Source organism: Sinomonas atrocyanea, from assembly GCF_030811715.1.
GTDB classification, from domain to species: domain Bacteria; phylum Actinomycetota; class Actinomycetes; order Actinomycetales; family Micrococcaceae; genus Sinomonas; species Sinomonas atrocyanea_A.
The window spans coordinates 267041-285431 of the sequence record NZ_JAUSRH010000005.1 but is presented as its reverse complement, the minus strand read 5'-3'; the positions used below and the strand labels follow the sequence as shown (position 1 = coordinate 285431).

The 18391-nt window shown below is 71.7% G+C and carries 19 protein-coding genes and 1 rRNA gene; 15 read left to right on the top strand and 5 right to left on the bottom strand.

What is annotated here, in order from left to right; all coding sequences use genetic code 11:
* Nucleotides 1-285 precede the first annotated feature (285 nt).
* The 10 genes from rrf (at nucleotide 286) to J2W21_RS10705 (ending at nucleotide 8322) form a co-directional block, all read left to right on the top strand.
* Nucleotides 286-402 (top strand): 5S ribosomal RNA (gene rrf, locus J2W21_RS10750).
* Nucleotides 403-647: 245 nt separating this feature from the next.
* A complete protein-coding gene (locus J2W21_RS10745) occupies nucleotides 648-1772 on the top strand; it encodes a sialidase family protein (RefSeq protein WP_307114510.1) in 1125 nt (374 codons plus the stop codon).
* 2 nt (nucleotides 1773-1774) lie between these two features.
* Nucleotides 1775-2059 carry a MoaD/ThiS family protein gene (locus J2W21_RS10740; RefSeq protein ID WP_307114509.1) on the top strand — a complete coding sequence of 95 codons (285 nt, stop codon included), beginning with the start codon at nucleotides 1775-1777 and terminating at the stop codon, nucleotides 2057-2059.
* A 121-nt stretch (nucleotides 2060-2180) separates the two neighbouring features.
* Nucleotides 2181-2378 carry a hypothetical protein gene (locus J2W21_RS10735; RefSeq protein ID WP_307114508.1) on the top strand — a complete coding sequence of 66 codons (198 nt, stop codon included), beginning with the start codon at nucleotides 2181-2183 and terminating at the stop codon, nucleotides 2376-2378.
* Nucleotides 2379-2535: 157 nt separating this feature from the next.
* Entirely contained in the window at nucleotides 2536-3768 is a 1233-nt protein-coding gene (locus J2W21_RS10730; protein WP_307114507.1) for a GAF domain-containing protein, read from the top strand.
* Nucleotides 3769-3851: 83 nt separating this feature from the next.
* Nucleotides 3852-4289, top strand: a complete 438-nt coding sequence (locus tag J2W21_RS10725) for a VOC family protein (RefSeq protein ID WP_307114506.1) — start codon at nucleotides 3852-3854, stop codon at nucleotides 4287-4289.
* Between the two features lie 70 nt (nucleotides 4290-4359).
* Nucleotides 4360-5646, top strand: a complete 1287-nt coding sequence (locus J2W21_RS10720) for a Re/Si-specific NAD(P)(+) transhydrogenase subunit alpha (RefSeq protein ID WP_307114505.1) — start codon at nucleotides 4360-4362, stop codon at nucleotides 5644-5646.
* Nucleotides 5646-5954 carry an NAD(P) transhydrogenase subunit alpha gene (locus J2W21_RS10715; protein ID WP_307114504.1) on the top strand — a complete coding sequence of 103 codons (309 nt, stop codon included), beginning with the start codon at nucleotides 5646-5648 and terminating at the stop codon, nucleotides 5952-5954. Before J2W21_RS10720 ends, J2W21_RS10715 begins: the two co-directional genes overlap by 1 nt.
* Nucleotides 5951-7345, top strand: coding sequence for an NAD(P)(+) transhydrogenase (Re/Si-specific) subunit beta (locus J2W21_RS10710; protein WP_307114503.1), 1395 nt, complete (start codon nucleotides 5951-5953; stop codon nucleotides 7343-7345). Before J2W21_RS10715 ends, J2W21_RS10710 begins: the two co-directional genes overlap by 4 nt.
* 17 nt (nucleotides 7346-7362) lie before the next feature.
* On the top strand, nucleotides 7363-8322 hold the full coding sequence (locus tag J2W21_RS10705; protein WP_307114502.1) for a 3-hydroxyacyl-CoA dehydrogenase NAD-binding domain-containing protein: 960 nt from the start codon (nucleotides 7363-7365) through the stop codon (nucleotides 8320-8322).
* Nucleotides 8323-8358: 36 nt separating this feature from the next.
* Here the strand turns inward: J2W21_RS10705 and J2W21_RS10700 are convergent, their stop codons facing one another.
* Both J2W21_RS10700 and J2W21_RS10695 read right to left on the bottom strand, forming a co-directional pair.
* Complete coding sequence (locus tag J2W21_RS10700) at nucleotides 8359-8958, bottom strand: hypothetical protein (protein WP_307114501.1); 600 nt, start codon at nucleotides 8956-8958, stop codon at nucleotides 8359-8361.
* A complete protein-coding gene (locus J2W21_RS10695; protein ID WP_307114500.1) occupies nucleotides 8955-9125 on the bottom strand; it encodes a hypothetical protein in 171 nt (56 codons plus the stop codon). The genes J2W21_RS10700 and J2W21_RS10695 overlap by 4 nt, the downstream gene beginning before the upstream one ends.
* Nucleotides 9126-9363: 238 nt before the next feature.
* Here J2W21_RS10695 and J2W21_RS10690 point away from each other — a divergent pair, with 238 nt between their 5' ends.
* From J2W21_RS10690 to J2W21_RS10680, 3 genes are read left to right on the top strand one after another with little or no spacing between them, the layout of a single operon-like run.
* The gene (locus tag J2W21_RS10690) at nucleotides 9364-10761 is read left to right on the top strand and encodes a sugar ABC transporter substrate-binding protein (protein ID WP_307114499.1); all 1398 of its coding nucleotides are present in this window, start codon (nucleotides 9364-9366) and stop codon (nucleotides 10759-10761) included.
* Nucleotides 10761-11735 (top strand): carbohydrate ABC transporter permease, encoded by a 975-nt coding sequence (locus J2W21_RS10685; RefSeq protein WP_307114498.1) that lies wholly within the window; start codon nucleotides 10761-10763, stop codon nucleotides 11733-11735. Before J2W21_RS10690 ends, J2W21_RS10685 begins: the two co-directional genes overlap by 1 nt.
* Complete coding sequence (locus J2W21_RS10680; protein WP_307114497.1) at nucleotides 11732-12742, top strand: carbohydrate ABC transporter permease; 1011 nt, start codon at nucleotides 11732-11734, stop codon at nucleotides 12740-12742. The genes J2W21_RS10685 and J2W21_RS10680 overlap by 4 nt, the downstream gene beginning before the upstream one ends.
* A 56-nt stretch (nucleotides 12743-12798) precedes the next feature.
* Here J2W21_RS10680 and J2W21_RS10675 read toward each other — a convergent pair whose 3' ends face one another.
* On the bottom strand, nucleotides 12799-14049 hold the full coding sequence (locus J2W21_RS10675; protein ID WP_307114496.1) for an MFS transporter: 1251 nt from the start codon (nucleotides 14047-14049) through the stop codon (nucleotides 12799-12801).
* 64 nt (nucleotides 14050-14113) lie between these two features.
* Between J2W21_RS10675 and J2W21_RS10670 the strand changes: the two genes are divergently transcribed.
* Nucleotides 14114-14809, top strand: coding sequence for an ArsR/SmtB family transcription factor (locus tag J2W21_RS10670; RefSeq protein ID WP_307114495.1), 696 nt, complete (start codon nucleotides 14114-14116; stop codon nucleotides 14807-14809).
* Between the two features lie 162 nt (nucleotides 14810-14971).
* Complete coding sequence (locus tag J2W21_RS10665; RefSeq protein ID WP_307114494.1) at nucleotides 14972-15916, top strand: ABC transporter substrate-binding protein; 945 nt, start codon at nucleotides 14972-14974, stop codon at nucleotides 15914-15916.
* A 44-nt stretch (nucleotides 15917-15960) separates the two neighbouring features.
* Here the strand turns inward: J2W21_RS10665 and J2W21_RS10660 are convergent, their stop codons facing one another.
* Both J2W21_RS10660 and J2W21_RS10655 read right to left on the bottom strand, forming a co-directional pair.
* A complete protein-coding gene (locus J2W21_RS10660; protein WP_307114493.1) occupies nucleotides 15961-16872 on the bottom strand; it encodes a DUF6282 family protein in 912 nt (303 codons plus the stop codon).
* A 2-nt stretch (nucleotides 16873-16874) separates the two neighbouring features.
* Complete coding sequence (locus tag J2W21_RS10655; RefSeq protein ID WP_307114492.1) at nucleotides 16875-18242, bottom strand: MFS transporter; 1368 nt, start codon at nucleotides 18240-18242, stop codon at nucleotides 16875-16877.
* Between the last annotated feature and the right edge of the window lie 149 nt (nucleotides 18243-18391).

Below are 18391 nucleotides of genomic sequence, written 5' to 3'. Positions count from 1 at the left end.
GCAGACCACTGGGTTGATAGGCCGGACGTGGAAGCGAGGACTGAAGACTCGCGAAGCCGACCGGTACTAATAGGCCGACAACCTCAACACACCACCCCCCAAAGGGGCGTGGTGCAGACCACACAATGCTCCGCGTCCACCATACGGTCCCCAGACAACAAACCCCACCCCCCAAACCAGGGGGCACGGCACCGGGAACCACCACAACCGAATAACCACTTCACGGACAACCGTGACCACAGACCACCCACCCACCCCCACCCGGGGCGGGCAGGGTCACAGGGTTACGGCGGCCATAGCGTGGGGGAAACGCCCGGACCCATCCCGAACCCGGAAGCTAAGACCCACAGCGCCGATGGTACTGCACCCGCCAGGGTGTGGGAGAGTAGGACACCGCCGGACAACACCACACGGTCGAGCCCCCCAACCCACCAGGGTCGGGGGGCTCCCGCACTTAAAACACCACCCACCACCACACCACACAAAAGACCCCGGAGCGCGCAATTGGGGGAATACGCACTCCGGGGCAGCCTGGGGTCCTAGGAAAGACAGTACCGCCGGAGGTTAGGCCTGCCTACCTCCGGCCGTAGTGACTTCGTGGACGCCGAACCCTTGCTGCGCCGCTGCCCCGATGCTGTGATGGTGCGATGACCACGCCGCGCTTCCTCCTCGCCGTCGGGACCAAGAAGGGGCTCTGGCTCGCCACGAGCGAGGACCGCAGAACCTGGACCGTCGCCGAGCCCCAGTTCTTGATGCAGGAGATCCCCTCCGTCGCCATCGACACCCGCGGCGGCCGGACGCGCCTGCTCGTGGGCGTCCGCTCTGAGCACTTCGGGCCGACCGTCGTGCACTCGGACGATCTCGGCGCCACCTGGACCGAGCCCGAGCACGGCTCCGTCGTGTTCCCCGAGGGCACGGATGCCGCCGTCGAGCGGATCTGGCAGATCCAGCCCGACTCCTCGGACCGCCCGGACGTGGTCTGGGTCGGCGCGGAGCCCATCTCGGTGTGGAAGTCGACGGACGGCGGCGAGACGTTCGAGCTCAACCGCGCCCTCTGGGAGCACCCCGACAGGGACCAGTGGGCGCCCGGTGCCGGCGGCGCCGCCGTGCACACGATCGTGCCCGACGCCGAGGATCCGGGGCAGGTCCACGTCGCCATCAGCGCCGGCGGGGTCTACCGCAGCACCGACGCCGGCGCGAGCTGGACCGCGCGGAACCACGGCATCTCGGCCTACTTCCTGCCGGACCCGAGCCCGGAGGTCGGGCAGTGCGTCCACAAGATCGCGGCGGACACCGAGGGGCGCCTGTACGCGCAGAACCACCGCGGGGTCTACCGCAGCGATGACCGAGGGGACACGTGGGTGTCCATCGCGGACGGGCTGCCGGCCGACTTCGGGTTCGTCATGCTCACCCACCCGCGGCGCGGCGGCACGGCGTGGGTCGTCCCCCTCGTCTCGGACTGGGAGCGGGTCGCACCGGCCGGCCGCCTCGCCGTCCACCGCACCGACGACGCCGGGGAGACGTGGCGCAGCCTGACCGCGGGACTCGCCGAGCCGGACTGGAACACGGTGCTCCGCGACGCCGCCTCCGTCGACACGGCGGAGCCGGTGGGCGTCTACTTCGGCACCCGCGGCGGATCCGTGTACGCGAGCGCCGACGAGGGGGAGGCCTTCCAGGAGGTTCTCGCGCACCTGCCCGACGTGCTGTGCGTACGGGCCGCCGAGCTCAGCCCCCGCGAATCGGTGACGCACGACGCCGGCCCGGCGGCCTAGGCGTGCCGGTCACCGTCGTCGTCCCCTCCGTCCTGGCCGCCGCGAGCGGGGGGAGGACCCAGTTCGAGCTTCCCGACGCCGAGGCGGCCTCCGTGCGGGAGGCGCTCGACGCCGTCGGCCGCGACTACCCCGTGCTGGGCCGGAGGCTCCGCGACGAGCGGGGCGAGCTGCGCCGCCACGTCAACGTCTATGTGGACGGCGAGGACGTGCGTCGCGGCCACGGCCTGGCCACCCCGGTGGCCGCGGGGCAGGAAGTCCTCGTCATCCAGTCGATCGCCGGCGGGTAGCGGGCAGGCCCAGACCGGATGCCGATATGTGACCTTTGGCCTTGGTCACACTCGTGCGGCTGAATGAGACTGGCACTGTCACATTTTCGGAAGAGCACAGTGCTGTGCAGACAGGTGAGTGATGAGCGCCACGTTCGAAGTACTCCGAGACCCCGCCAGGCGCGGTTCCTACCGCCTGCGCATGACCGGGCCGGCCGGGGAGGTCCTCACCGACCTCACCGGGCTGCCGAACCTCGACGCGGTGCGCAGCGCCATCGCCCAGATCCGCGAGGCCGCGGCGCAGGCGCTCGTGGTCGACCGCACCGCGCACGGCGCCTGAGGGGATCGGTCCGAGCAGAGCGGTCCGAGGGGATGGGTCGGTCCGGCAAGACCCCGGCGGGCCCGGATGCAACGTCGTCGCAACGTCGCGCCGACCGGATTGCGGGTCCTGGCCGGTACACTTGTGACCCACGGCACACATGAAGGAGTGGGTGGGCGTGCGTGCGAACCAGGTGCAGTCGGCACCCGATCTGGTCCCCGCGGACGGGGAAGACGGATCGGCGCGCCCTGTCGTCGCTGACTCGTGGCGCCGCTCCCTCGCCGTGCACCCCCGCCGCGAGGACGCGGTGGTCACGAGCATCCTCGACGAGGGCGAACTCGACGCCTACCGGGCCGAGCATCCCCTCGCACCCGTGATGCCCGTGATCGACCAGCTGCTGGTCGAGCCTGCCCGGGATTCCGGCATCCTCGTGGCCGTGGGCGATGCGGGCAGCCGGCTCCTGTGGCTCGGCGGTGACGCCTCGGTGCGCCGGCGCGCCGAGCGCATGGCCTTCCTCGAAGGCGCCGACTGGTCCGAGGCGAGCATCGGCACCTCCGCCCCCGGCACGGCCGTCGCCACGGGCGGTCCGGTACAGATCCACGGCGCCGAGCACTTCAGCCCGCTCGTCGAGGCCTTCTCCTGCACCGCGATGCCCATCCGCGACCCCGGCACCGGCCAGACGCTGGGCGTCGTGGACATCACGGGGGGAGAGCAGGCCGTGGGCGGTCACGCGCTGCCCTGGCTCAGGGCGACCGTCGCCGCCGTCGAGGAGCGGCTCCGGGCCCTCGGGCCGGAGCGGAAGCCCCGCATCGAGAGGGCCGAGCGGCCCGTCGGCGCGGTGCTCGCCGTCACCGGCCGTGACCAGGGTGTGCTGCGCTGGGGTGGACGCGAGCTGAACCTGAGTGTGCGGCACTCCGAGATCCTCGTGCTGCTCGCGGGGAATCCGCGCGGGCTCACCGCCGAGGAGCTGGCCGAGCGGCTCTACTCCCAGCCCGTGCCGCCCGTGACGCTGCGCGCGGAGCTCGTGCGGCTGCGCAAGGTCCTGGAGGCCTCGGGGACCGGGGTCACGCTGCTCTCCCGCCCTTACCGGGTGGAGGGCCTCGAGGTGGACTCGATGACCGCCCTCGCGCTCCTCGCCCGCGGCTCCCACCGGCAGGCGCTCGGCGCCTATGCGGGCCAGCTCCTGCCGCGCTCCGAGGCGCCGGCGATCACGGAGCTGCGCCAGGAACTGTCCGCGACGCTGCGGGAGGCCGTGGTGGGCAGCGCCGCCGTCGACGTCGTGCTCCACTATCTCCGGCTCCCGGAGGCGGCGGACGACGCCGAGGCGTGGCGGACCGCGCTCAGCCTCCTCCCGCCCCGCTCGCCCAAGCGGGCCGCCGTCGTTGCCCACCTCGAGCGCCTCGCCGGATAGGGCCGTTCGACGGCTGACAACTGCCGGCGGCGCGTCGTAGTGTCCTGAGGGTCAGCGTCAGATCTCTTGCGAGGAGCCACACTGTGCCTGCCACTCTGAACCCCTACCTCAGCTTCAAGGACAATGCCCGGGACGCCATGACGTTCTACCAGTCGGTGCTGGGCGGGGAGCTGAGCATCTCCACCTTCGACGACCTGCATGCCGCGACAGATCCCTCCGAAGGGCCCCTCGTGATGCACTCGCAGCTCACCACGCCGAGCGGCTTCACCCTCATGGCCTCGGACACCCCCTCCCGCATGGAGTACCACCCCGGCAACAACTTCTCGGTCTCGCTCAGCGGCGGCCCGGAGACCGAGGACGAGCTGCGCGGCTACTGGGACAGGCTCGCCGAGGGTGCCACCGTGGCGATGCCGCTCCAGAAGGCCATCTGGGGCGACACGTTCGGCATGCTCACCGACCGGTTCGGCATCGCCTGGCTCGTCAACATCGCCGGACAGGCGGGACAGGGAGCCGGAGCGTAGACACCGGCGCAGGGGCGCATAGACTCTGGCTCAGGCGGCCACGGTGCGCCGCCGGAGCGGAGGTGTGCACGTGAGGGTGGGCATCGCGAGAGAACGCCTCCTCGGCGAGCGGCGCGTGGCCGCGACCCCCGAGACGGTGCGGCAGCTGTTGGCCCAGGGGCTTGACGTCTCGGTCGAGTCCGGCGCCGGGGCGGCCGCCGGGCACGCGGACGCCGCCTACGCCGAGGCCGGGGCAGAGGTGGTGCCCGCGCTCGATCTGGCCGCCGTGGACCTGCTGGCCCACGTCCGGCCGCTCCATCCGGCCACCGCCGCGGCCCTCCGGCCGGGCACCGTCACCGTGGGACTGGCCTCGCCGTCCACCGAGCTGCCGACGGTCCGCGCGCTCACGGACGCCCGCGTGACTGCCTTCGCGCTCGAGCTCGTCCCGCGGATCTCGCGCGCGCAGTCCATGGACGCCCTCACCTCGCAGGCCCTCGTCACCGGCTACCGCTGCGTGCTCGAGGCCGCGATCCGGCTCCCGCGCTTCTTCCCGCTCTACATGACCGCGGCCGGCACGATCCCGCCGGCCAAGGTGCTCGTGCTCGGTGCCGGGGTCGCGGGCCTCCAGGCCATCGGCACCGCCAAGCGCCTCGGCGCGCGCGTCTCCGCCAACGACATCCGCCCCGCCTCCGCGGACGAGGTCGCCTCGATGGGCGGAACGTTCGTCCACCTCGACGTCGACTCCGCCGAGGCCATGCAGGCGGCCGGGGGGTATGCCCGGGAGCTCTCCGCCGACCGCGGCGCCCTCCAGCGCCGGCTCCTCGCACCGCACGTTGCGGATGCCGACGTGCTCATCACCACCGCTGCGGTCCCCGGGCGCCGCGCGCCGCTGCTCGTGACGCGGGACATGGTCGCGGCGATGCGGCCCGGCTCCGTGGTCGTGGACATGGCCGCCGAGTCCGGCGGCAATGTGGAGGGTTCCGTCCCCGGTGAGGACGTGGCCGTGCCGACGGCGGATGGCGCCGGCGCGGTCACCGTGGTCGGACTCAAGGACGCCGCCTCGACCATGCCGGCGGACGCCTCGCGCCTGTACGCCAAGAACGTCGCCAATTTCATCGAGCTGCTCGTCCCGCGCGGCCCCGGCGACGGGGGCGAGATCAGCCCCGACTTCGACGACGAGGTGGTGGCCGGCGCGTGCCTGACGCATGCGGGCGAGGTGCGCCACGAGCCGACGGCGGAGGCGCTCGCTGCCCTTGCGGCCACCGCTGCGGCCACCGCACCGGCCGGCGGCGCCGGCGGGAGCACGGTCGGCGCCGGCACGGCACGGCGGGAGGGCCCCCCGGGCGGCGCGGACGAGATCGAGGAAGGGGCCGGCTGATGGGCGGCGTGGAGGTGCTCACGATCCTGGTGTTCGCGGTGTTCGTGGGCTTCGAGGTGGTCTCGAAGGTGTCCAGTATCCTGCACACCCCGCTCATGTCCGGGGCCAACGCGATCCACGGGATCATCCTTGTGGGCGCGATCGTCGTGGCGGGGCAGGCCGAGGACGGGTGGGTGCTCGCGGTGGCGCTGCTCGCCGTGGTGCTCGCCACGGCCAACCTCGTGGGCGGGTTCGTGGTGACGGACCGGATGCTCGAGATGTTCAAGGGCCGGCGGCCGGCCCCCGGATCGAAGGAGGAGGCCCGGTGACCGCCTTGGCGCCACTCCTCGACCCGACGTGGACGGCCCTGCTCTACCTCGCCGCGGCCGTCTGCTTCATCCTGGCCCTCAAGGGCCTGTCCTCGCCGAAGCACGCCCGCCGCGGCAACCTCGTCGGCGCCCTCGGCGCCGCGATCGCCCTCGTGACCGTGTTCCTCTCGAGCCGGCTCGCGAACATCCCATGGATCCTCGGCGCGATCGCGGTGGGCGCGGCGGTCGCGGCGCCCGTCGCCCGCAGGGTCAAGATGACGCAGATGCCGCAGCTCGTGGCCCTCTTCAACGGCGTGGGCGGCGGCGCGGCGGCCCTCGTGGCACTGCTCGAGCTGCCCCACGCGGACGGGCCCGGGGACGGCTGGGTGCGGCTCGCGATCGTCTTCACGCTCCTGGTGGGCGCCGTCTCCTTCGCCGGCTCGGCCGTGACGTTCGCCAAGCTCCAGGAGCTCATGACCACCCGGCCCGTCACCTTCCTCGGCCTGCCCGTGCTCATGGGCGCCGTGCTGCTCGCTGCGCTCGTCGCGGCCGGGGCCGTGGTCGCCACGGGCTCGATGCCGCTCGCCGTCGTGCTCCTCGCCCTCGGGCTCGTGGCCGGCGTCCTCCTCGTCCTGCCCGTGGGCGGTGCGGACGTGCCGATCGTCATCTCGCTGCTCAATGCGTTCACGGGGCTGGCCGTCGCCGCGAGCGGCCTCGTGCTCGGCAACGTGCTCCTCGTCGTCGCCGGCACGCTCGTCGGGGCGTCCGGCACGATCCTCACCCGGCTCATGGCCGCCGCCATGGGCCGCAGCGTCGTGCACATCATGTTCGGTGCGTTCCGGGGAGGGTCGACGGCGGGTTCCACCGCCGTCTCGGACCGCCCCGTGCGCTCCTCGAACCCCGAGGACGTCGCCGTGCTGCTCGGGTACGCGCAGAAGGTCATCATCGTCCCCGGGTACGGGCTCGCCGTCGCGCAGGGCCAGCACACCGCGGCAGAGCTCGCGGGCGCCCTCGAGGCCCGGGGGATCGACGTCGAGTTCGCGATCCATCCCGTGGCAGGGCGCATGCCGGGGCACATGAACGTCCTCCTGGCCGAGGCGAACGTGCCGTACGAGTCGCTCAAGGAGATGAGCGAGGTCAACGGCGAGTTCCGGCAGGCCGACGTCGCGCTCGTGGTGGGCGCGAACGACGTGGTCAATCCCGCGGCGAAGTCCACGCCCGGCTCGCCGATCTACGGCATGCCGATCCTCGAGGTCGCCGACGCCAAGCAGGTGGTCTTCCTCAAGCGGTCCATGCGGCCGGGCTTCGCCGGAATCGAGAACGAGCTGCTCTACGACCCCAAGACCGCCCTCCTGTTCGGCGACGCGAAGGACTCCCTCACCAAGGTCCTCGGCGCCGTGAAGGCGCTCTGACCCATGGAAGGACCGCAATGACCCCCACGATCCCGGGGACGGTCGCCGTGATCGGCGCCGGCACCATCGGCGCGAGCTGGGCCGCCTACTACCTCTCCCGCGGCTTCCGCGTGGCGGCCTCGGACCCTGCCGAGGGTGCCGAGGACCGGCTCCGCGCCCACGTCGACGCGTTCTGGCCCACCCTCGCGGCCCTCGGCGCCGAGGCGGTGGGCGGGGACGCGGGCGCCCCCCACGACAGCCTTGCGTTCGCACCCTCGATCGCCGAGGCGGCCCGTGGTGCGGACTTCGTCCAGGAGAACGGGCCCGAGCGGCTCGAGCTCAAGCGCGCCATCCTCGCCGAGATCGAAGAGGGTGCCGGGGCGGAGGTCCTCATCGCGAGCTCGTCCTCGGGACTGCTGGTCTCGGAGGCGCAGCAGGGGATGCGGCATCCGGAGCGGCTCGTGCTCGGGCACCCGTTCAACCCGCCGCACCTCATTCCGCTCGTCGAGGTGCTCGGCGGGGCGCAGACGGCACTCGAGAGCGTGGACCGCGCGCTGGCCTTCTACACCGGGATCGGCAAGAAGCCCATCCGGATCAACCGCGAGGTCCCGGGGCACGTGGCCAACCGCCTGCAGGACGCCCTCTGGCGGGAGATGTTCCACCTGGTCAGCACCGGGGTGGCGAGCGTCGCGGACATCGACACCGCGATCGCGTACGGCCCGGGCCTCCGATGGGCGCTGCTGGGGCCGTTCCTCACGATGCACGCCGGGGGCGGGGACGGCGGGATCACCCACTTCCTCGAGCATCTGGGGCCGGCCATGCGGGAGTGGGCTGCGGACCTGGGCGAGTACCCCGAGACGGACGACTACATCGCGACGATGGCAGCGGGCGTCGCCGCCGAGCTCGAGGGCCGCGACTGGGGTGCCGTGCTGGCCGAGCGGGACAGGCTCCTCCTCGGCCTGCTCGCCGCAAAGGCCCAGGCGCCGCAGATCCCGTAGGGCCGCCGGCGGGGTTCCCGCCGGGGGCGCTCGCGGCTAGGGGTGCGGGCGGTGTGGGAACAGCGGCGCGCAGGTCGCGCAGGCTTGGGTGCCAGCCGAATCCGCGAGGGCGTCGCGTTCGAGCCGGCATCGCGCCGAGAGCGCGGCCACCATGAGCGCGACGGCGGCGGCGCCCACCGCGGGCTGGACCACGGCGCGGATCGTGTCCGGGGGCAGGCCCGCGAACAGCTGGACGAGCAGGCTCGAGCGGCTCTGCGTCGTGGCCAGCAGCAGGCCCGTCATCCCGAACAGCGGCCCGCGGACATCGCACGCGGTCGCCTCGGCCCCGATGGGGGCCATGACGAGGCTGCCAACGAGCAGCCCGAACGCGGCCGAGCCGGCGGCCACGAGGGCCACCGTCCAGACGGGGGCGACCGTCCAGAGGGCACCCGGGAACGGGGCGGCATCGAAGGCGCCGTTGGCGAAGACCAGGGCGGCCGCCGCGAGGGCCGCTGCCGCCGCGGCGGCGGCCCGCCTGGCACCCGTCCAGGTCCTCAGGACCGACCACCTCGAGGGGAGGGCCCGCGGCCCGGCGGCCGGGAGCGCGAGGAGGGGGCCGGCGTCGGACGCGGAGGCGTGCGGCTCCCGGCCGCTCACCGCCAGGAGAGGAATGTGCCCAGCAGGCCGGGGCCGGAGCCGGGAGCCTGGTCGTGGCCGGGGCAGCGGCGGGATTCGGGGACGTCCGCGAACACCTGGTCGACGTGCTGGCCGCAGCCAGTCCAGGTCACCTTGCCGCAGGTGGGGCACGTTGCGGGGCTGCACATGGGATTCTCCTTCGTTCGTCAGATACCCCTAGGGGTATGCCTACTGTAGGGGATCGGTCCAGCGCCCGGCAAGCGGGCCGCTTCCGACACGGCCGGGCCGGGTGCAGGACTCCTCCGCTTCTCCTCTGTAGCCTTCGCCTTAGAAGGGGCTTCGTTCTCAGGCAGGGGGAACACCCGGAATTCCGTAAGTCCCCCTGCGCACCCGGGGGCTTCAAGGGCTTGAAGGAAGAGGACGTCAATGTCGACTCACAGGAACAAGCTCAGCGCCGCGGCGCTGTCCCTCTCGGTGCTCGTGGCACTCACCGCATGCAACCCCGCCGCGTCCGGAGGCAGCGCCGCCCCCAGCGGCTCCGCCGGCGCGGGATCCTTCAGCAAGGACCTCTCGGGCAGCCTCAAGACCAGCGGGTTCAACCCCTCCGACGAGGTGGGCAAGTCCCGCTCGGATCTGGCCACGAAGGCCGTCTCGCCCGCCACCGTCACCATGGACACCACCAACTTCGACGCCCAGAAGTTCTCCGCCCAGGCGGCCTCCGGCCAGGTCCCGGACCTCATCCAGGTGGACCGCAGCATCGTCCCCACCCTCGCGGACAAGGGCCTCATCCAGCCCCTCGACGCCTGCTATTCGCTGTGGGGCGTGGACCCGGCGACGCAGTACTACCCGGCGGCCACCAAGAGCGTCACCTACCACGGCAAGGTCTACGGGGTCCCCCAGTTCTTCCAGACGTCCATGGTCATCGCGGACAAGAACGTGATGCAGGCTGCCGGCGTGAGCACCGACCAGCTCGACACGTCCAAGCCGGACCAGATCGTCGCGGCCGCCCAGAAGATGTACAAGGCCTCGGGCGGCAAGCCCTCCGTCATCGGGTTCGACGCCGACCTCCCCGGATCGGCCGACCTGTGGCTGCAGGTCTTCGGCGGGAGCGCCATGGACGCCAACGGCAAGCCGACCCTTGACGCCGCGGCCAACGTCACGGCCCTGACCTGGATGAAGAAGCTCATGGACGCCCAGGGCGGGTACGCGGCCATCAAGTCCTTCAAGGACTCCATGGACGCCTTCGGCAACGAGAACCAGTACGTGAAGAACGAGGTCGGCGCCCAGACGTGGGGGCAGTGGTACATCAACGTGCTCTCCGCGACCAAGGACAAGGTGAGCGTGGTCGGCGTGCCCATCAAGACCACCGACGGCAAGGCCCTCGGCTACGCCGGCGGCACCGCCCTCGCCATTCCGACCGCGGCCAAGAACCCCTCCGCCGCCTGCGCGTGGGCCATCAAGGCCACGTCCCTGGACGCGTGGAAGGCGGCCGGCGACGCCCGGGCCAAGACCGTCCAGGAGAAGAACTCGATCAACACCGGCCTGTTCACCGGCTCCCCGGCCGCGGACAAGGCCGTGCGCGACGCCCACGTGGTGCCCTCGGGCAGCGCGGACTTCGACCAGCTGATCAGCACCGCGTACTCGACCCTGGACACCACCGCGTCCTTCGGCAGCTCTCCTGCGGGCTCGTCCATCAAGGACGCGCTCTCCAACGCCGTCGCCGTCGCGCTCTCCGGCGAGAAGGATCCGGCCACCGCCCTCAAGGACGCGCAGGCCACGGCGCTGCGGGCCTGGCAGCAGACCTCGGCCGGCAAGAACGGCTGATGACCGCAGAGACGAGCGGCCGGACACCCGGGGCCCCCCGCGCCGCGCGCGGGGGTCGACCGGGCCGGAGGAGGAAGTACAACCTCCGGGAGTCGGCCGCCGGCTACCTCTTCATCGCGCCGTGGATCGCAGGGCTGCTCATCTTCACGGTGATCTCGATGAGCTGGAGCCTGGTCCTCTCGTTCCAGAACTTCGACCTCGCCACGGGCGCCAGCAGCCCGGCCGGCGTCGAGAACTACACCCGGCTTGTGCAGGACCCGAATGTCCTCGCCTCGCTCGGGAACACGTTCATCTACGCCGCGATGGCCGTCCCCCTCGACATCGCGTTCGCGCTCCTGCTGGCCTCGCTCCTGAACGGGGTGAAGCGGGCCTCCGGCTTCTTCCGGGTGGTCTACTTCCTGCCCAAGATGACGCCCGGGGTCGCCACGGCCGCCGTCTTCCTGCTGCTGCTCAACGGCAACAGCGGGGCCGTCAACAAGTTCCTCGGCCTCTTCGGCATCGTCGGGCCGCAGTGGCTCGCGGACCCGGCCTGGATGAAGCCATCGATCGTGCTGATGAGCCTGTGGGGCGTGGGGGGCACCACCGTGATCCTGCTCGCGGCGCTCCAGGCCGTGCCGCGGGAGCTGTACGAGGCGGCCGCGACGGACGGCGCGAACCGGGTCCAGCAGTTCTTCCACATCACGATCCCGATGATCTCCCCGACGCTGTTCTTCCTCGTCATCGTCAACACGATCGCGGCGCTGCAGGTGTTCGACCAGGCGTACCTGCTGTTCTACCGGGACGGGAACTCGTCCGTGCCCGACGCGGCCCGCTTCTACGGCGTGTACCTGTACCAGCAGGCCTTCCAGCAGTTCAACTTCGGCCCGGCGGCCGCGATGGCCTGGCTGCTGTTCGCGATCATCATGGTCATCACGGTGATCCAGATCAAGGTCGGCAACCGGTTCGTCCACTACGAGGGGAACGACCGCCCGTGACCAACGCCAACCCCGGCCTCGAACCCACCGCGGCCGACGACCCGTCCTCCTCCGCGGCGGCCGCGCCCCTCGTCGCCGCCCGCGGACCGGTCCCGGGCACTCCAGATCGCCCGGCAGCCCCGCGCCCGCCTGTCCCCGGCCCCGTTGCCGACCGCCGCAGCCGGACACTCCGGCGGCTCGGGCAGACCCTGCGCTGGGTGCTCCTCACCGGCTTCGCCCTGGCGTTCATGTACCCGTTCGCGTGGCTGCTCGCCGCTTCCCTCAAGCCCCGCGGCGAGGTGTTCGACAACCGGCTGATCCCGCTGACCCCCACCCCCCAGAACTACGCGGACGTCTGGAACCAGCTGCCCCTGCTCAGCTGGGTCTTCAACTCGGTCTTCATCGCGCTCGCGGCGGCCACCATCGTCACCCTCACGAGCTCGGCCATCGCCTTCGGCTTCGCCTACTTCAGGTTCCCGGGGAAGAACGTGCTCTTCAGCGTGCTGCTCGGCACCATGATGCTGCCCGGCGCCGTGACGCTCATCCCCAACTACCTGATCTGGAAGACCCTCGGCTGGCTCGGGACCACCGTGCCCCTGTGGGGCGGGACGCTGTTCGGGTCGGCCTTCTACATCTTCCTGATGCGGCAGTTCTACCTCTCGCTGCCACGCGACCTGTTCGAGGCGGCCCGGATCGACGGGTGCTCGTTCTTCGGGCTCTTCCGCCGGATCGCGTTCCCGCTGGCGCTGCCGAGCGCGATCATCGTGTTCATCTTCGAGTTCCAGGCCTCGTGGAACAACTTCGCAGGCCCGCTCATCTACCTCAACTTCGGCGACCCCCACGGGTACACCGTGCCCCTCGGCATCGCCTACGCGATGACCATGTACTCGCCCACCGCCGGCGGCCACGGCGACTACCAGTTCGTGATGGTCGCGTCGCTGCTGGTGACCCTGCCGATGATGGTCATCTTCGCGTTCGGCCAGCGCTACTTCATCGAGGGGATCGCCGCCGGCTCGCTCAAGGGCTGACCCGTCCCCTAGGTCGGGTGACGCACGACGGCGGGTGCCCGCCCGCCGTCGTCCGTCTACACCGCCGCGTGGTCGCCGCCGCGCATGCGCACCGCGACGACCACCCCGGAGAGGGCGGTGAGGACCGCGATGGCCGCGATCGTCGTCGGCAGCCCGTAGACGTCCGCGAGGATCCCGGAGAGCAGGGCGCCCACGGCGAATCCGCCGTCGCGCCAGAGCCGGTAGATGCCCACCGAGCGGGCCCGCCAGGCGGGGTGCGCGACGTCGCCGATCGCGGCGAGCAGCGTCGGGTACACCATCGCGGTGCCGATGCCGAGCAGGACGGCTGCGGCGAGCCAGATGCCGAAGCCGTGCCCGGCCGCGACCATCCCGAGGGCGACCGCCTGGACCGCCATCCCGGCCGCGATGAGCCACTTGCGGCCGTAGCGGTCCGACGCGGCGCCGGTGACCAGCTGGCCCGCGCCCCACACGGCGGGGTACGCGGCGGCGAGCAGGCCGATCTGGCCCAGACTCAGCCCGGCCGAGGCGAACAGGATCGGGAACAGCCCCCACGCGAGGCCGTCGTTGAGGTTGTTCACCATGCCGGCCTGGCTCACGGAGGAGAGGGAGCGGTCGGTGAAGCTCGTGAGCCGGAAGACCTGCCCGGTAGTGAGGTCCCCGTGGGCCGCGGGCCGGGCGGAGACGTGCTGGACGGCCTCGAGCCTGGCATGGTGGTGGGTCTCCCGCACGGTCAGGACGGAGAGGCCAAGCCCGAGCGCGATGTAGGCCGCGCCGAGGAGGAACGGTCCCGGCCGGAGGCCGTACTGGGCGGCGATCCAGCCGGTGGCGAGGGCGGTCACCGCGACGCCGAGGTAGCCCGCCGCCTCGTTCAGGCCCATGGCGAGGCCGCGCTGCCGGGGCCCGACGAGGTCCATCTTCATCACCACGGTGGTGGACCAGGTGAGGCCTTGGCTGACGCCGAGGAGCACGTTCGCGGCCACGATCCAGGCCCAGTCCGGGCCTGCGACGAGCATCAGCGGCACGGGGATCGCCACGAGCCAGCCGGCCACGAGCACGGGCCTGCGCCCGAACCGGTCCGAGAGGGTGCCGGCGAAGTAGTTCATCGCGGCCTTGGCGACCCCGAAGGCGAGGATGTAGGTGAGGGCACTCGTGTAGAGGTCGAGCCGGAACTCGCGGGTGGCGAGCAGCGGCAGGACCGTGCGCTCCTGCCCGAGGGCGCCGCCCACGAGGGCGTTGACCGCTACGAGCAGCACGAACTGGGCGAGGTTCTGCCTCAGGCCGAGGGCTGGCGGAGCGGTGGTCTTCACTGATTCTCCAAGGAAACATGGAATATTATTGGATTCAGTATTACACGGATCTTTGGAGGACTGGATGGCAGACGGGTCGGCCGGCCGCAGGGCTGACAAGGCGGCACTGTTCGAGGAGTTCGCGCGCGTGGGCAAGGCCCTGGCCAACGGGAAGCGGCTCGAGCTGCTCGACCTCCTCACGCAGGGGGAGCGGAGCGTCGAGGTGCTCGCGGAGGCCGCGGGGCTCGGGCTCTCGACGGCGTCGGCGCACCTGCAGGCGCTCCGGCAGGCGGGGCTCGTGGCCACGCGTCGCGAGGGCACCCGCATCTTCTACGCGGCGGCGGGCCACGACGTCCTGCGTCTGTACGCGCTCCTGCGGGGGGTCGCGCAGGAGCGGGTAGCCGGCGTCGAGCCCCGGCGGGTCGCCTACCTCCGCCTCGCGGGGGAGCGGGCCTCGGAGCACGGGCTGACCCGAGAGGAGCTCGCCGAGCGGTCCGCCTCGGGGACCGTGACGGTGCTCGACGTCCGCCCCCGGGAGGAATTCGCGGCCGGGCACCTCCCCGGCGCCCTCTCCATCCCGCTCGACGAGCTCGGGGCGCGCCTGGCCGAGCTGCCCCCGGACTCCGAGGTCGTGGCCTACTGCCGCGGCGCCTACTGCGTCATGGCGTACGACGCCGTGGACCTCCTCCGCGCCCACGGCGTCACCGCGCACCGGCTCGAGGACGGGATGCTCGAGTGGCGCCTCGCCGGGCAGGCGGTCGAGTCCGGGCCTGCCGCGTAGGGCCCGGTCTCGGCGGCAGGCGCCGCGGCACCCGCGCCGCGCCACTGGCCATCCGTTCCCCGGCCTGCTCCGAATGAGAGGGGATGATGGCCTTCGACCCGGGTGCGAGCACCGGTCCGGGAGCTCGGCACGTCACCGCACCGACCGCAGGAGGATCCGCCCGTGACCATCTACCGACGCCTTGCCCGCAGGGCCGCCCTGGCGGCCGTCCCCGTCGTCGCACTCGCCCTGTCCGCGTGCGGCGGAGCCTCCAACCCGCTCTCCACCGCGCCGGCCTCGGGCCAGGCCAGCGCGGGCGGCCCGATCGTGGTTGGCTCGGCGAACTTCACCGAGAGCGAGATCCTCGCGGACATCTACGCCGGAGCGCTCAACGGCGCCGGGGTGCAGGCGACCACGAAGACTGGGATCGGCTCCCGCGAGGTCTACGTCAAGGCCCTCCAGGACGGCTCGATCGACGCCGTGCCCGACTACTCGGGCAACCTCCTGCGCTACTTCGACAAGAACGCGACCGCCGTGAGCGCAGCGGACGTCATGAAGGCACTGCCCGCCGCCACGCCGCAGGGCCTCACGGTCCTGGGCGCGGCCAACGCCGAGGACAAGGACTCCATCGTGGTCACCCAGGCCACCGCGGACAAGTACAGCCTCAAGACGCTGGCCGACCTCGGGAAGGTCTGCGACCAGATCTCCCTCGGCATGCCGCCCGAGGCGAAGGATCGCCCCCAGGGGCTGCCCGGCCTCAAGGCCAAGTACGGCTGCACGCCCAAGCAGTTCGTCCCGCTCAGCGACAGCGGCGGCCCCGTCACCGTCAAGTCCCTGCTCGACAACCAGATCCAGGCCGCGGACGTGTTCACGACCTCGCCGCTCATCTCCCAGAACCACCTCGTGACGCTCGAGGACCCGCAGAACAACTTCGCCGCCCAGCAGGTCGTGCCCCTCGTGCGCACCGACCGGATCAATGACAAGGCGAAGGGCGTGCTGAGCAAGGTCCAGGCCGCGCTGACCACGGCGGACCTCGTCAAGCTCAACGACCAGGTCTCGGGCAGCGCCAAGCAGGACCCCAAGGCCGCCGCGGACGCGTGGCTCAAGGAGAAGGGGCTCGCCGGCTGAGGCGCAGGGCGCCCCGAGGGAGTGGCAGCCGTCGGCGCTGTCGCTCAGGCCCCGGGTGCGGGGGCGGCGAGGCGGCCGGATAGCGCGGCGGTGGGATTGACGACGAGCAGCCGGTGGATGTCTTCGGGGTCGAACCCGGCCTCGTGGAGGTCGCCGGCCCAGCGCCGGATCCCGGCAATGATGGGGCCGTTGTGGGGTTGGCCGAGGTCTCCGGTGAGGAGGGTCGAGCCGATTCCGCAGGCCCTGATGCCGTGCAGGGCGCGCTCGAGGGGGAGTTTGCCCTCGAGGACGGAGGCCATGGTCCTCTCGATCCATGCGCCGCGGCGTGCCATCTCGATCTGGGCGTCGATGGTGATGCGCTGCCTCGGGAGGTCTGGGTGGGTGACCATGACGCGCTCGACGCCATGGCCTTGGGCCGCGTCGATGACGGCGAAGGCCTCGTCGCAGTCCAGGTGCCCGGTGGCGAGCAGGAGGCCGTGCTCCTTGACGACGTCGAGGACGTCGTGGAGCTCTGGCACCACTCCGCCGCCGTCCTCGAGGACGGCGATGGGCGGTCCGTAGCCGGGTGTGCGGGCCAGCTCTGCCTGGGTCTCCGCCCAGACCGGCGCCGGTCCGGCAGCGGTTGCCTGCTCGCGTTGCCTTCTGCTGTCGACGGTCGGGAGCCAGACCACGCGGGCGCCGAGGCGGGCTGCGACCTCTACGGCGCCGGCGTTCAGGCCGCCGGTCGGCCGGTTGAGGGCGATCGACCCGATGGGCTGCGCCTGAAAGCCGGCGTCGTGGGCGGCGCAGAGTGCGGCGGTGGAGGAGACGTGGGATTTGGCTACGAACCCGGCGAAGCCGGCCTCGGTGAAGTCCGCCACGGCCTCGGCGATGCTCTGGGAGCGCGGGACGATGTCCGGGGACGGATGTGTATGGAGGTCGATGGCCCCCCGGAGCAGCTCGGCGAGCTCACCCATGGTCAGCCTCGCGATTCCGGTTCGCCCGGGGCCACTGCGGGCTCGTCGAGCTTGGACCGGCCCACGAAGAGGAGCGCCACGAGGCCGACGAGGGCGGAGGCGGCCATGTAGGCGGCCGGGGCGAGGTTCCAGTGGGTGGCGGTCGTGAGGAGCTGCGCGATGTAGGGCCCGAACCCGCCGCCGAGGATCGTGCCGAGGGCGAATCCGAAGGCCACCCCGGTCATGCGGGCCTTGGCTCCGAACAGCTCGGTGAAGAGCGGGTAGCCCACTGCCTGGGCGAACACCCAGGGGATGAAGGCCACTGCCATGGCCAGAGCGAGGGGAACACCGCTGCCTGGGGCCATCCAGAGGAACGCCGGGATCGCGAGCACGACGTACCCGGCCATCGCTGCCGCGTAGATGCGCCGGCGGCCGAAGCGGTCCGAGGACCAGGCAGCGAAGGGCATGAGCAGGGCGAACACGACGGTGATGGCCGAGTTCGTGCCCAGCGCCTCACTGGCTGGGCGGTGCAGCTGGGCCGTGAGGTAGGTGTTGAGGTAGACGTGTCCGACGTACGCGGTGCAGGTCATGGAGAACGAGAGCAGGACCAGCTTGAGGACGGCCGGCCACTCGTCCATGAGGGCTGCGCGGAAGGGGCTGCCCGCGGCGGCGCCGGTGCGCACATTCTCGGTGAACTGCGCTGACTCGGGCAGGCGGGTGCGGAGGAAGAGGACGGCGAGGGACAGGGGCAGAGACAGCAGGAACGGGATGCGCCAGCCCCACTCCGCCATGGCCGAGCCGCCGATCACGGTGCCGATGACGGCGGCCAGCCCGCCGGCGGCAGCGGTTCCGACCGCGATGCCGGCAGGGTTGAAGGCGCCGAAGAAGCCGCGCAGCCGGGCCGGTGCCGTCTCGGCGATGTAGGTCGAGGCACCGCTCGCCTCGCCGCCGGCGCAGAAGCCCTGGAGCAGCCGAAGGGCCAGCAGCAGCAGGGGTGCTGCGACGCCGAGGGCCGCGTAGGTCGGCAGGATGCCGACGGCCGAACTGGCCAGTCCCATCAGGACCACGCTGACGAGCAACGAGGTGCGCCGTCCGTGCCGGTCGCCGAGCCACCCGAAGAAGAGGGCGCCGACCGGACGCATCAGGAAGCCGCTGCCGAATACGGCAAGGGTCTCCAGCAGGGCCGTCCCGGGGTCGCTCCGGGAGAGGAACGCGGTGGAGATGTAGATGGCGAGATTCGCGTAGAGGGAGAAGTCGTAGTACTCGATGACGGAGCCCGCCCCGCCGGCTATCGCCGTCTTCCACACGGCCGGCCCCCGCGCCGGTCCGCGGTCTGCGGTGCTGATGGGTGCTCCATCCGTGACGCCGGGCGTCGCAGTCAGTCTCTTCATCGAACTTCTCTTCCTCGGAGGAGCGTACGCCCTCGTATCGATATCACTCTATGATAGTGATTATCAGCATAGCCCAGTGTGATGTGTCCCATACTGCGTTGTCAACCGCAGCTGGCGAGCGCCGCAACCGCTGGCTGTAGGACCGGTTC